This is a genomic window from Peribacillus simplex NBRC 15720 = DSM 1321 (assembly GCF_002243645.1).
In the GTDB taxonomy this organism is placed as follows: Bacteria; Bacillota; Bacilli; order Bacillales; family DSM-1321; genus Peribacillus; species Peribacillus simplex.
This window is the reverse complement of record NZ_CP017704.1, coordinates 4,232,454-4,245,886: the sequence shown is the minus strand read 5'-3', so window position 1 is coordinate 4,245,886 and position 13,433 is coordinate 4,232,454. Positions and strand designations below refer to the sequence as shown.

Annotated in this window: 10 protein-coding genes and 1 other annotated feature; of the genes, 3 read left to right on the top strand and 7 right to left on the bottom strand. The window is 43.0% G+C overall.

Annotated elements, in window-relative coordinates; translation table 11 throughout:
• Positions 1–134 precede the first annotated feature (134 nt).
• The 3 genes from BS1321_RS20470 to BS1321_RS20460 form a co-directional block, all read right to left on the bottom strand.
• On the bottom strand, positions 135–1,109 hold the full coding sequence (locus BS1321_RS20470) for a hypothetical protein (RefSeq protein ID WP_144479544.1): 975 nt from the start codon (positions 1,107–1,109) through the stop codon (positions 135–137).
• Between the two features lie 307 nt (positions 1,110–1,416).
• Positions 1,417–2,169: a prepilin peptidase gene (locus BS1321_RS20465; protein ID WP_063232829.1), complete on the bottom strand. Its 753-nt coding sequence runs from the start codon at positions 2,167–2,169 to the stop codon at positions 1,417–1,419.
• 381 nt (positions 2,170–2,550) lie between these two features.
• The gene (locus BS1321_RS20460) at positions 2,551–3,840 is read right to left on the bottom strand and encodes a bifunctional folylpolyglutamate synthase/dihydrofolate synthase (RefSeq protein ID WP_063232828.1); all 1,290 of its coding nucleotides are present in this window, start codon (positions 3,838–3,840) and stop codon (positions 2,551–2,553) included.
• Between the two features lie 98 nt (positions 3,841–3,938).
• Between BS1321_RS20460 and BS1321_RS20455 the strand changes: the two genes are divergently transcribed.
• Together BS1321_RS20455 and BS1321_RS20450 are read left to right on the top strand one after the other, a co-directional pair.
• On the top strand, positions 3,939–4,880 hold the full coding sequence (locus BS1321_RS20455) for an ATP-grasp domain-containing protein (RefSeq protein ID WP_063232827.1): 942 nt from the start codon (positions 3,939–3,941) through the stop codon (positions 4,878–4,880).
• The gene (locus BS1321_RS20450) at positions 4,849–5,691 is read left to right on the top strand and encodes an ATP-grasp domain-containing protein (protein ID WP_063232826.1); all 843 of its coding nucleotides are present in this window, start codon (positions 4,849–4,851) and stop codon (positions 5,689–5,691) included. The genes BS1321_RS20455 and BS1321_RS20450 overlap by 32 nt, the downstream gene beginning before the upstream one ends.
• 73 nt (positions 5,692–5,764) lie before the next feature.
• Here the strand turns inward: BS1321_RS20450 and BS1321_RS20445 are convergent, their stop codons facing one another.
• Complete coding sequence (locus BS1321_RS20445; protein WP_063232825.1) at positions 5,765–8,416, bottom strand: valine--tRNA ligase; 2,652 nt, start codon at positions 8,414–8,416, stop codon at positions 5,765–5,767.
• A gap of 44 nt (positions 8,417–8,460) precedes the next feature.
• Positions 8,461–8,690 (bottom strand) — a binding site (T-box leader).
• A 226-nt stretch (positions 8,691–8,916) separates the two neighbouring features.
• On the opposite strand from BS1321_RS20445, the gene BS1321_RS20435 reads away from it, so the two are divergent.
• Positions 8,917–9,111 carry a hypothetical protein gene (locus tag BS1321_RS20435; RefSeq protein WP_063232823.1) on the top strand — a complete coding sequence of 65 codons (195 nt, stop codon included), beginning with the start codon at positions 8,917–8,919 and terminating at the stop codon, positions 9,109–9,111.
• A gap of 56 nt (positions 9,112–9,167) precedes the next feature.
• On the opposite strand, the gene ysxE is transcribed toward BS1321_RS20435, so the two are convergent.
• From ysxE to hemL, 3 genes are all read right to left on the bottom strand, one after another.
• Entirely contained in the window at positions 9,168–10,238 is a 1,071-nt protein-coding gene (gene ysxE, locus BS1321_RS20430) for a spore coat protein YsxE (protein WP_230162594.1), read from the bottom strand.
• Between the two features lie 95 nt (positions 10,239–10,333).
• Positions 10,334–11,743 carry a LysM peptidoglycan-binding domain-containing protein gene (locus tag BS1321_RS20425; protein WP_063232822.1) on the bottom strand — a complete coding sequence of 470 codons (1,410 nt, stop codon included), beginning with the start codon at positions 11,741–11,743 and terminating at the stop codon, positions 10,334–10,336.
• 389 nt (positions 11,744–12,132) lie between these two features.
• Positions 12,133–13,422, bottom strand: coding sequence for a glutamate-1-semialdehyde 2,1-aminomutase (gene hemL, locus BS1321_RS20420; protein WP_063232821.1), 1,290 nt, complete (start codon positions 13,420–13,422; stop codon positions 12,133–12,135).
• Positions 13,423–13,433 lie beyond the last annotated feature (11 nt).

Below are 13,433 nucleotides of genomic sequence, written 5' to 3'. Positions count from 1 at the left end.
TGCAATCCACAATTATTGTTTACTAGGAATCGACAAATGCCTGTAAGTATTTCCCGGAAAATAAAAAAGGTGTCACAGATGACTTCATATTGGGGAGCTTATCCCATTAGGCAGCCCCCCTTTTTTTTCTCTACTTAACTCGATATATTTTGGAAATTCAATAAAAAATCAAGAAGACTTTCCTGAGCCAGGAATAGCTTTTCTTCATTTTTGGAAGTCTCATATTCGTCAATCGACTTAGCGGCAGCAGTCAGGTCATCGTTCATATTCGAAAACTCCGGCGATAATTTCCCCGCCTTCAGTTCATCCATGTTTTTTTTCAGGGTTTCTTCGCTTACCGTCCCTTCCTTTCCACGAAGCTTTGTTGCGGATGTTTCTGCCAACGAAGCATATACTGCCTTCATCTTGTCGAGGGTTTTCTCATCTTCTTGGCTTGTCCCAGCAGCTTCAAAATTGATTTCCTTCCAATATACGTCCACATCATAGGACTTTAAGAACAAGGCCAGCTCCTTACTTGCAGCTAGACTCTCTGCCGATCCCAAGAATAGATAATAGCTGTCTTCCAATTTGAAAATTTCAGCAGGAACCTGCTTTTCAATGATTTTCTTTTGTACTTGCCTTGCCGCATCCTCGCTGCTGAATACTCCTCCCTGTACAAGGAATGTCTTCAGCTGGTTTCCTGGTTCAGTCACTGCCGCTTTTTTATCCTCAACAGTAGCTTCCGTTGGAATCGAGGTCTCGACTGAAGATACTTCGGCTTTTTCCTTTGTTATCGTTTTAACGGCGATCAAGCCAAGAATCGACCCAAAAAAAACAGCACAAATGACAGCGATCATGAATGTCTTGAACGGTCTTTTATCCAAACTTTTCAGCGAACTGGTACCAAAACCGATGAGCTTAGGCATTTTCTTCTTTGGCGGTGTGGGAACCAAAACGATTTTGTTTTCGTTTGAATCCTCAGGGAGTATCCATTCGAAACTCTCATCTGTGTGTTCCTGTTCCTGCTCCTTACTCGCCGCCTCTTGACTTTCAATCTTTTTATCGGCAAATATTTTTTCTTCCCCATTTATTTTAATCGTTACACCCTTGCTTTGTTCCGGCTTGCCCAATTTTTTTCCTCCCCTCCAGATCATTTTTTTCATCCTAACATAGAGGTAAAAAAAAATAACAAGACTTTTGTCGTCTTGTCATTAATAGGTTTCGTCAAATTTCCCTATTCATATATGGGTAACCAAAAGGGAACTCCAGGTACTGGTACTTCTGGTTCATGAACCATTCAATATCGCCTCTCACCAATTACATGCATTCCTCTTTCATGTCATCTTCACTTGCGGTCAATTGGGGATAGTTCCCTACTGCACTATTGTTCAGGTGATTTGTGACAAATTCCTCTTGGATTAGGATGGTCCTTTAAGCTCATCTTAAAAAAGTTACATACCAATGTAATAGGGAATCGCCCCAAAAATAAGCAGTCAATGTCCCAAAAACGATATACGGTCCGAAAGGAATAAGTGTTTTCTTTTTTAGGATTCCGGTCAACAACCCGATGATGCCAAAGAATGCCCCATAAAAGCACGCAATAAGGAACGATAACAGCACCATCTTCATTCCCAGTACAAAGCCAATCACTGCAAATAGCTTGATATCACCGCCACCCATGCCACCCTTACTTATGACAGCGATTAATAACAGCAGGCTAAAGCCAACCGCTGCTCCGAAAATTGAATCCCACCAGGGCGACAGCGGAAATGAGACTCTTAGAACGATAAAAATCACTGTAAAGAAAAGCAGAATTTTATCAGGTATGAGCATATAGGCGACATCAGTCACGAAGATGATCATAAATAATGAAATCAATGTCCAGCCAATCAAGAGTTCGTTCGACCAGCCAAGGAATATGGGAGCAGAGGCAAACAAAACACCGGTCAGCATTTCCACTACCGGATAAAGGGGGGAAATCCTTGTTTTACAGCCCCGGCATTTTCCGTCTTGCAACATATAAGAAATAACCGGTATCAACTCGAAGAATGTCAATGTACGCCCGCAAGAAGGACAGGCGGAGCGACGATTCGCAAATGAATGACTGGCTGGGACACTTAAACCGACAACGTTAAAGAATGAGCCTAAAATTAAGCCCAAGACGAAGAGATAGATATGGATAACCATCATTTATACAAAGTGCATGAGGATTCGATTGCCTTGCTTTGAAACCCTAATATAAAAGTCCCTTCCGCTATGTAATGAACACTTGGGTTCTTCATGATTATTCATTCCTCCCGTCTTTTTATTAAGTAGATCCTACTATTCATCCGTCATATAGAATCAATATATAAACATATTTTAACAAATATACTTGGTGAATTGTTATCAATCACTCTATTAGAGTTTTTTCTTTTCAAGAGACTCTGTTAACAAGAGAAAAAGGACCTTTTAAAAGATCCTTTATCAGGTTACTCATTAAGTTGATCATTCACTAGTTCTCTCTGCATAGTAGAAGGAAAGATAATTAATCCACAAGTAAGGCACATCCCTCACCACTCTAGAAAAACGTCAATCATTCCCTCTGATTAGGAATTCCCTCACAAGTGAAAGGAAATGAAGGGACCCTGTGATGACAAGAATCTCTTTTTCCCCTGTTTTACTTCTGCCTTCCGTTATCGCCGCCTGCCAATCCTTGTTTATACTTTTATTTGGATGACTGCATTTTTCATATAGCGTTTTCGCATCCGCCGCCCGTTCATGGTCGAATTCGGTAATGATGATTTCCATCGCTTCCGTTTCCAATCCATGAAGCATCTCGGAATAATTTTTATCTTTAAATGAACTGAATACGAATCGGTACTTATAGTCGGGGTAATGCACTTTTAGTGTTTCCTTCAGTACGTCGATGCCGGCAGGATTATGGGCACCATCAATGATCACCAACGGCTCATCCGATATTTTTTCAAAGCGGCCATCCCATTTCGCTTCCCCTATTCCTTTACGTATGTTTTTTTCATCGATATATTCCATTCCTAGTGTGACAGCAGCAATGGCCAGTGCCGCATTCTCCATTTGATGACGGCCTAACATCCGCATTTCCACATTTTCGATGGATCTATCGGCAAGAGAAAATGAGAAACTTTGCCCTCGTTCACTTTGCTTTATATTGCCTACATGAAAGTCTTTCCCTAATTGGTAATACGGTACGCCTAATGATGACGCTTTTTCTTCAATTACTTTTGCTGGTTCCCCGGCTGTGACTCCGCTGATGATCGGTGCCCCACTTTTAATGATGCCCGCCTTCTCAAAAGCAATTTCCCCAAGCGTGTTACCCAGGATGTTCGTATGTTCCAAAGAAATCGAGGTAATGATCGAAAGAAACGGCTGGATGACATTTGTTGTATCAAGCCTGCCTCCCAAACCGGTTTCCATCAAAACCAAATCCACTTCCTTTTTGCTAAAATAAGAGAATGCCATCGCAGTCAAAATTTCGAACTGAGTGGGACCATTCCCCTTACTGTCCATCTCTTGGATGATCGGCCAAAGCTTCCGGAAGACAGCGATAAAATCCTTATCACTGATTTCATCCTCATTTATCTTCAGCTGTTCATTCATCCTTATTAAATAAGGCGAAGTGAAGGAAGCGACCCGAATCCCTTGGGCAAGTAAGATTTCTTTAATATATTGCAGTGTTGATCCTTTCCCGTTGGATCCTGCAATGTGAATATACTTTAGCGCCTTGTGCGGATCACCTAATTCAGTTAACAATGCTTCCATCCGTGATAAGCCAAAATTCATGCCCAATTGAACTTGGCGCCGTTCAAAAAAATGATTGATTTCTTTCATGGTTGTTACCATTATCGTAGAGCCTCCTCTTTCTTTATACCGCTCTTATGCGTTAAGATTATTTTATCAATATATGAACGATTAACCTAGATGAAAGGTAGTGTTTTACCATGAAACCTTCAGATTTCCACTGTTGGATTGTCGTTAACGGCTATTTACAGCATGATAAGTTTTCCAGTTTAGCTTTGTTCATTAAAGAGGCGGCTGAAAGGAAAGATATCACGGCAACCCTTATCCGTAATTCAGATCTCATTCCCATAATCGAAAAAGGAGTGCCACTGCTTAAAGGAACCTTTGATAAGCTGCCTGATTTTGTTCTGTTCATGGATAAAGACATTCATTTGGCACGCCATTTGGAATTGCTCGGCATTCCCGTATATAACAGCAGTACAGCGATCGATATTTGCGACAGCAAAGCAAAAACACATCAAGCATTAACCGGACATGGCATACCGATGCCGAAAACCTTATTTCCCCCTTTTACGTACGAAGGGATTGAAAGGGTCAACATGGATGCTTTTATACAAATCGGCAATGAACTTGGTTATCCTCTTATCGTTAAGGAAGCATACGGTTCTTTTGGGGAACAAGTATATTTAATCCAAACAGAGGATGAGTTACTAAAGACGATCCGTAATCTTGGCCACAAACCATTTATCATCCAGGAATTCATCGAGCACAGTAAAGGTCGGGATATTCGTGTGAATGTCGTGGGCAATCAAGTCATAGCAGCGATGCAACGCCATTCCGAACAAGACTTCCGAGCTAATATGACTGCCGGGGGGCAGGCTGCACCATATATACCCACCAGTGAAGAAGCACAACTTGCCATCCGCTGTGCGCAAATTCTGGGTGCCGACTTCGCTGGCGTCGATTTGTTGTTCGGTGAAGAAGGTCCTCTTTTGTGCGAAGTGAATTCGAATTCGCATTTACTAAATATTTATGAATGTACAGGCATCAACATCGCTGATAGCATGTTCGATTATATCTTGAAAGAATTAGGAAAAGGAAGTGCATCTGATGAAAAAACAAGCAGGCTGGTTGATTTATAACCGTGAGGATGCCTTGAAAAATAAGGGATACATAGATTGGATGCTTGACGAAGCCAGTAAGCTTGATCTTGATTTACACTTTCACTTTCGGGAAGACATTAGGATTGGTCATCGTTTCAACGAGTTATACGTGGAACATGGGACACAGCCAATTTCATTGCCAGACTTTGCTATCGTCCGGACCATCGACCCTTTTTTTACAAAGCAACTGGAGCAACTGGGGATTGCTTGCTTTAACTCCTCCTTCGTATCGGAAATCGCGAATGACAAAGCAAAGACGCATCAATATTTGTCATCGCTGGGGATTCCAATGGCCGATACGGTATATTGTAACGGAAAGCCGAGTGCCGATGACATGGAGTTCCCTTTCATTGCTAAAGAAACTCGTGGCCGCGGAGGGAAACAAGTATATCTAATCGAGCATGCCGATGATCTTGCCGAACTGAATGATGGAAATTGGATAGTTCAAAAACCTGGCTTATTCGGAAGGGATATCCGCGTCTTTGTGGTTGGTAAAAAAGTGAAGGCTGCTGTACTTAGGGAATCCGCTTCCAGTTTCAAGGCAAATTATACGCTGGGCGGATCGGCTTCTCTATATGAGCTGACTGCATCCGAATTAGCCCTTGTTGAAAGAGTAATGAGGTCGTTTGATTTTGGCCTCGTCGGTATCGATTTCATATTTGCCGAAGATGGCAGCCTCATGCTCAACGAAATCGAGGATGTCGTCGGCAGCCGGACATTAAGTGCACTAAGTGATATGAATATCGTATGGGAGTACCTTACATTCATAAAAGAAAGAATATCTTCCTGACTGAATATTTTTGTTAAATAGCGTTTAAACACAAAAAGGATGAACCAGCTCAAAGCTGGTTCATCCTTTTGTTTTACAGTTGTTTCAGTTCGTTGATCCTGTGGATTACAGAGTCGCGTTTTTCACTATAGTCTTTTTCCTTGGCACGTTCTTCTTCGATGACGCTTGCCGGCGCCTTTTTAACGAAGCCCTCGTTGCCTAATTTTTTCTGTACGCGCTCAACTTCTTTATTAAGTTTGTCGAGTTCTTTTTCAAGACGTTTCACTTCTTCGTCAATATTGATCAGTCCTGTAAGCGGAAGGATTAGTTCTACGCCAGTTACGACAGCTGTCATGGCTTGAGCAGGTTCTTCGACTTCGATTCCGATCGTCAATTGTTCAGGATTACAAAAACGCTCGATATAGCTGCTGTTTTTCTGTAATGTCCCTAAGATGGACTCATCTTTCGCTTTTAAAATCAAATTGATTTTTTTGCTTAGCGGTGTGTTCACCTCAGCACGGATATTACGGACGGAGCGGATGATTTCAACAAGCAGCTTCATTTCCTCGGCTGCAGCTGTATCTGTTAACCCTTCATTCACTTCCGGCCAAGCGGCAACAGTGATGGACTCACCTTGATGCGGTAGGTTCTGCCAGATTTCTTCGGTAATGAATGGCATGAACGGGTGTAACAATCTCATCGTGTTATCCAGTACATAAGCCAAGATCGAGCGCGTCGTTTTCTTAGCTGCTTCGTCTTCGCCATATAGCGGAAGCTTCGCCATTTCAATATACCAGTCACAGAAATCATCCCAAATGAAGTTGTAAAGCACACGGCCCACTTCACCAAACTCATAACGGTCCGCAAGTCTGGTTACGTTTGAAATCGTTTCATTCAAACGCGTCAAGATCCATTTATCGGCTACAGATTTCTCACCGCTTAAATCGATTTCGTCATAAGTCATGCCATTCATGTTCATCAAAGCAAAACGGGAGGCGTTCCAAATCTTATTGGAGAAGTTCCAAACCGCTTCCACTTTTTCCGTACTATAACGAAGGTCCTGGCCTGGCGAGCTGCCCGTAGATAAGAAGTAACGCAGGGAATCGGCACCGTATTGATCGATGACATCCATCGGATCGACACCATTGCCTAGCGATTTACTCATCTTGCGCCCCTGTTCGTCACGAACCAGACCGTGAATCAATACATCTTCAAAAGGACGTTCGCCCGTGAACTCTAGTGCCTGGAAAATCATCCTTGAAACCCAAAAGAAAATGATGTCGTAGCCTGTCACAAGCGCTCCGGTTGGATAGTATCGTTTGAAATCAACACTATCTTTGTCAGGCCAGCCCATAGTCGAGAACGGCCATAATGCCGAGCTGAACCATGTATCCAGAACATCTGTATCTTGTTCCCAGTTTTCAGCGTCCGCAGGCTCTTCGTGACCTACATACACTTCACCTGTTTCTTTATGGTACCAGGCTGGAATGCGGTGACCCCACCAAAGCTGACGGGAAATGCACCAGTCGCGGATATTTTCCATCCAGTGCAGATATGTTTTTTCGAAACGATCTGGTACGAAATGAACTTTTTCCTCATCGGTTCCTTTTTGAAGCTCAACGGATGCATCAGCCAACGGCTGCATTTTAACGAACCATTGAGTCGAAAGATATGGTTCAACAACAGCACCGCTTCTCTCTGAATGGCCTACTGAGTGAAGGTGATCTTCGATTTTGAAGAGTACTCCTTCGTCCTGAAGGTCCTTGACGATTTGTTTACGGCATTCAAAACGGTCCATGCCTTCATATTTACCGGCCTTTTCATTCATCGAGCCATCTTCATGCATGACAAGGATGCGCTCCAAATTGTGGCGGTTCCCGATTTCAAAGTCATTCGGATCATGAGCCGGTGTAATTTTTACCGCACCTGAACCAAATTCCATATCGACATAATCATCCCCGACAATCGGGATTTCCCGGCCTGTAATTGGCAAGCGGACCATTTTGCCGATCAAGTGTTTATAACGATCATCCTCAGGGTGTACGGCAACCGCTGTATCGCCAAGCATCGTTTCTGGACGAGTCGTGGCTATTTCAATTTCGCCTGATCCGTCAACCAATGGATATTTCATATGGTAAAATGCGCCCTGCACATCTTTGTAAATAACCTCGATATCGGATAATGCCGTTTTCGTTGATGGATCCCAGTTAATGATGTATTCGCCGCGATAAATCAAGTCCTTGTTATAAAGCGATACGAACACTTCACGCACTGCCTTTGAAAGCCCCTCATCAAGAGTGAAGCGTTCACGGGTATAATCAAGGCCAAGACCAAGCTTTGACCATTGTTCACGGATATGGCTCGCATATTCTTCTTTCCATTTCCATGTTTCTTCTACAAACTTTTCACGTCCTAGGTCATAACGGCTTACGCCTTCGGCACGAAGTTTCTGTTCAACTTTCGCTTGAGTGGCGATACCAGCATGGTCCATGCCCGGCAACCATAAAACATCAAACCCTTGCATTCTTTTCATGCGTGTTAATATATCTTGAAGTGTTGTATCCCAAGCGTGGCCAAGATGCAGCTTACCTGTCACGTTCGGTGGTGGAATGACAATCGTATATGGTTCTTTTTTATCGTCACCCGTCGTTTCGAAAAACTTCCCATCAAGCCACCATTTGTAGCGGCCTTTCTCTATCGTCTGCGGATCATATTTAGTCGGCATCGAAATTTGGTTTTCTTCCATATCATTTCCTCCTTTTTTGGGCATAAAAAAAACTTCCATCATCATAAAAGGACGAAGGAAGTTGTTCGCGGTGCCACCTTTTTTCCGAAAAAGAAAAACATCTCTTTTCGGCTCTCAAATCTGATAACGGCTCTTCACCGGCCTTCGCTACTACGAGGTTCACGAAAACTGCTCGCGGACGACTTCGGATGCTGCTACCTGGAAACCTCGCACCAATTTGGTTTCCTCTCTGAAAAGTGCATTTCATCTTACTATTTCCGGTCTTTGCATTGATTTATATTCATATGTAAAATCATTGAATGCATATAGTATATAGTACAAAAAATATGGGGCTCGAGTCAATCATCTTTTCGCTTACTTTCTCAGGAACCATCCCATTTCATACATTCAAGGTCATTTTCTTTATTTTATCCACCTAGACCAATGAATGTGACGGCTTTTTCACCTTTTCCACTACCCACCCATAGAATATAAGAAGTCCTATAAAGGAAGGTAATAATATGAAAAAGCGAAGATATACTCCCTACACTTTACCGCCTTGGATGAAGAAATTCCGCGGGGTCTGCCAGCAGTTCATCGTCCCCTTTATCGTATTCCAAGGATTACGTACGCTGATTTTCCCGACTTTCTTCGATATGCTCCTGCTAATCGCATTTATTTTTCTGGCCATGTCTTTATATTTCGAATGGATTTAATTATTCCCTTACAGCAAAAAAATATACATGACTGGAGATGATCCAATCATGTATATTTAGCTTGGGGGTGATTGTTCCTCTTTGGCAGCCTCAGCAGCCGCCTTTTTCTGCTGTTCAATTTCTTCGATTTTCATCACCATATATTCAATATTTTTCAGCAGCCAAAATTGCCGCTGCAGTTGAGTGACATTATCAAGCTCTGAACGATGGCCCCTGCCATCGGAATAACCCTTCACTAATTCCAATGCTGATCCAGGGAATGCCAGATAACTTTGCATGAGCAGCAATTCATCTTCTTTTAACGGAAAATAACGAAAATAGTTATAGAGCCAGTCAACGCAGTCGTCGCATTGGACAGGATAGGTCCTGGCCGATTTAACGAGAAATGGCAGTAAATCAAAATGCGGCGGTGCCGTATTCGAATTCTCAAAATTGATGAAGTAGCCATATCCCCGCTCATCATAAACGAAATGCTTCAAAGAAAACTTTCCGTGCGTGACCACGGTTCGAACCTTTTCACTTTCCTTCGTCTTTTCATACCAGGTTTCAAACTTCTTGATCGAGTACTTCAGCGCCTGTGAAATATCATTGTAGAAAGAACATACCGTCAGTTCAAATGGAGACATATACCACTTCTTTTCACAGCTGACAATATACTCATCCATAAATTCCTTCTCGTTATTCCAGGCATCAAGCGTCCGCTCATAATGGGCTTCCCGTTCCTCAATATCCACTTGTATTTCCTTAACGGAAAGTGTATGCATCCGAGCAAGCTCCCTGAACATTTGCTTATGTTTTTCATCGCGCTCCCCGTCCCTTTCATTATTGAGCCAGGGCATCAGGTAATACAAACGTCCATTATGAAGAACGGCGTAACGCTGATCCATCGTTTGATAAATCGGAACGATCCGATTATAGCCGCGATGGTACAGTTTTTGAACATTTTTGATAAAATCCATGCCGTTCTGAGGTAACATGGATTTCAAGGCAAATGTACCGCGATCACTGTATACTTTTTTTACACGCCCGAAGTCCTCAATATATTGTACATACATGGCATATTCCTTCAATACGGTCTCCGTGTCCTGATCCCGATTGGCAGGCTGCTGATTCTCGTTTTCCCTCACGAGACTCACTCACTTTCTCTAAAAAAACTAAACAATCCGATTCCTCTAGCACCTAAAAAACAGGAGCAGACCATATGCTCTGCTCTCTGTCCTGGTCAATTCTTATATGCAACCGCCTTCGGTATATAGATGACTTGCCCTTCATGGACGTTCTGATTCGATTCCAATTCATTGCTGAAAAGTATCGATTGAACCGTAACATCATATCGTTGAGCCAAGTCATCAAGCGTTTCCCCTTGCTGAACAATGCAAACCTTCATCCTTACCAGTTCTTCTTCTTGTTTCCGTCCGAATAAATCCATGATGGAAGTCTGCTTTTCATCATGATCGGCCGTATCTTTATCATCACGTTCCGCGGCTTGTTTCCTGCCTTTGAAATTCTTACCCTCTTTAGCCGGAGGCACAGGTCTTTCCCTCTTTTTGAATAGATCGCTTATGGACGAATTGAATTCCTCTCCCTGCTCCACCTTCACATTCTCATTAAGGATAGGACCAGCTGCAACTTCATCTTCTTCCTGCCGGATGACATCCTCGGTTTCTAAATTTGAAACTGGGCTATTTTGATGATTGGTTGCATGACTTGGATCTTTTACTACTTCTTCTCTCAATGTCACGCTAGGAATCTCCATCTTCTCCATGGAATCCTGCCTGCTTGGTTCTTCCTCCAGTTTCGCCTCACCCAGGGAAGGTACCTTTTCCGTGGAGTCAGGCGGATCACCAATCACTTCTTCCTCTACAGCTTCAGCTTCTTCCTGTCTATGCACTTCCGTTTCCCACTCTTCCTCTTCAGGATATGGTGAAACGGGAATTTCAAAAACTGGGGCATTATGCTGATCGCTTAAATAAATCGGTTCCTCTTCTTCTTCTTCGTTTGCTTCAGAAACTCGTTTTGCCTCTGCAGAAAAAGGCGAGTATAACTCTTCTTCCTCCTCATCACGGAAAACAGGCTGAAAATCCGGGATTGGCGGCACTGAAGCTGCATAAGGAATATATGACTCATTTTCCCCATCCGTTTCTTCCTGTTCCTCTGTTTCCCCAGCTTCCTGCTCAGTATCGAACCGTTCTTCTACATATGAATCATTATAGATTCCGGTTATCAAAAGGTCCGCCTGCAATTTCAAACAGTTATGCTCAGGCATGGCATAATCAAAGCTCTGAATCGAGACATCGACCTCATCCAATGAGGCAATCCGATTATTCGGAATCGTTATATCAACCGGAAAACGGTGTGTGAACTCATTAAGTCCATTGAGATGCCTCTCGACCTTTTGAACCGCTTTTGGCAAAAAGGTCTGCGAAAACTCCTCTTCTTCACCATTTTGCGAGTCTTTGTATTCACCGCTTAAATCTAACGAGCCTCGTATAAAAACATATTGATCACTTTCTTGAATCGACACATTTGGATCAAGGGAAATGGAATATAGCTCAGCCACTTCCTGTCCCTTCTGGAACCAAACGGATTCCTCTAAAGAAAATCGTAAATACGATTCATTTTCTTGCGACAAGACAACTCCTCCTTTCAGCTTCAAGAAACGGTACCTATACCAATATCAATCTATGAGGGAAGGTAGCTGATTATTCCTTAATTTCATTTGCAACACTCCAGGCCTTATATTTCATGAACCTTTTAAAAAGAAGGAGATTCAATTCTTCCAGGCTAAAATTAATGCTGGATTGTATCAATCGGCCTGAAAAATTCGGCATGAAACCATTTATTCGGCCTACCGTCTTATTAATTGACTTACCTTCATATCCTTCAACGTTTGATTCGGTTCTTCCACGTACTGATTGAATTCAAAAAAACTGGCTACCTTTCTCCAAAAGTTTTTGGAAAAATGGTAGCCAGTTCAAATTTATTATTATCGAATATAGAAGTCGTTCATGAAGCCTTGCATCATTTTTTTAATTTTGCAAAAGCCTGTTCTGCCGCTGCAATGGTCTTTTCGATATCTTCATCACTATGTGCAGTGGAAAGGAATAAACCTTCAAACTGTGACGGCGGCAAGTAGATGCCTTGATTCGCCATTTCCCTATAGTAAGAAGCAAAGAACTCTAAATCGGATGTTTTTGCTGTTTCATAGTTTACGACTTCTTCATTAGTAAAGAAAAGTCCAATCATGGAACCGGCACGGTTGAATGTATGGGGAACTCCGTACTTTTCCGCTAATTCTCCTATTCCTTTTTCGAGCATATCCCCTTTTCGGGTGAACTCATCATAAGATTCTGGAGTCAATTGGCTCAGCGTTTCAAGGCCGGCCGTCATGGCAAGAGGGTTACCAGACAATGTTCCTGCTTGATAGATTGTCCCACTCGGTGCAATTTGTTCCATGAATTCGCGCTTGCCTCCGAATGCTCCGACAGGCAAGCCGCCGCCAATTACTTTCCCAAGGCAAGTCAGGTCCGGTACGATGCCAAAATAGCCTTGTGCACAATTATAGCCGACACGGAACCCTGTCATAACTTCGTCAAAGATCAATAGCGCTCCGTATTGGGTCGTCACTTCACGTAAGCCTTCGAGGAAACCAGGTTGCGGCGGAACCACGCCCATGTTCCCTGCAACAGGTTCTACGATGATACAGGCGATGTCTTCGCCAAATTGTTCAAACGCATATTTGGTTGCAGCAAGATCATTATATGCTACGGTAATCGTATTTTTGGCAATACCTTCCGGTACTCCTGGGCTATCCGGTAATCCTAATGTTGCAACGCCGGAACCCGCTTTGATTAGCAATGAATCGCCATGGCCATGATAGGAACCTTCGAATTTCAGGATTTTATCACGGCCTGTAATGCCTCGTGCCAGCCTTAGTGCACTCATCGTCGCTTCGGTACCTGAAGATACCATCCGGATCATCTCAATCGAAGGCACCCGTTCAATGACCAGCTTAGCCAGTTCATTCTCAATCAGCGTAGAGGTACCAAAGCTTGTACCGGATTCCGCTACCTTTTTCAATGATTCCACGACACGGTCATTCGTGTGACCCAGGATTAGCGGTCCCCATGAAAGAACATAGTCGATATATTCATTTCCATCGATATCATACATTTTTGAGCCTTTTCCTCGCTCCATGAAAATGGGATCCATGTCCACAGAATTGAAGGCACGTACCGGGCTGTTCACGCCGCCTGGCATCAAATTTTTTGCTTCGGCAAACGCTTTTTTCGAGTTTTCATATGACCGCATGATTCAATCCC

Coding starts and splice junctions, on each gene's coding strand:
- BS1321_RS20465 (WP_063232829.1), bottom strand. CDS start 2,169: ATGATGGTTATCCATATCTATCTCTTCGTCTTGGGCTTAATTTTAGGC.
- BS1321_RS20460 (WP_063232828.1), bottom strand. CDS start 3,840: ATGGTAACAACCATGAAAGAAATCAATCATTTTTTTGAACGGCGCCAA.
- BS1321_RS20455 (WP_063232827.1), top strand. CDS start 3,939: ATGAAACCTTCAGATTTCCACTGTTGGATTGTCGTTAACGGCTATTTA.
- BS1321_RS20450 (WP_063232826.1), top strand. CDS start 4,849: ATGAAAAAACAAGCAGGCTGGTTGATTTATAACCGTGAGGATGCCTTG.
- BS1321_RS20445 (WP_063232825.1), bottom strand. CDS start 8,416: ATGGAAGAAAACCAAATTTCGATGCCGACTAAATATGATCCGCAGACG.
- BS1321_RS20435 (WP_063232823.1), top strand. CDS start 8,917: ATGAAAAAGCGAAGATATACTCCCTACACTTTACCGCCTTGGATGAAG.
- hemL (WP_063232821.1), bottom strand. CDS start 13,422: ATGCGGTCATATGAAAACTCGAAAAAAGCGTTTGCCGAAGCAAAAAAT.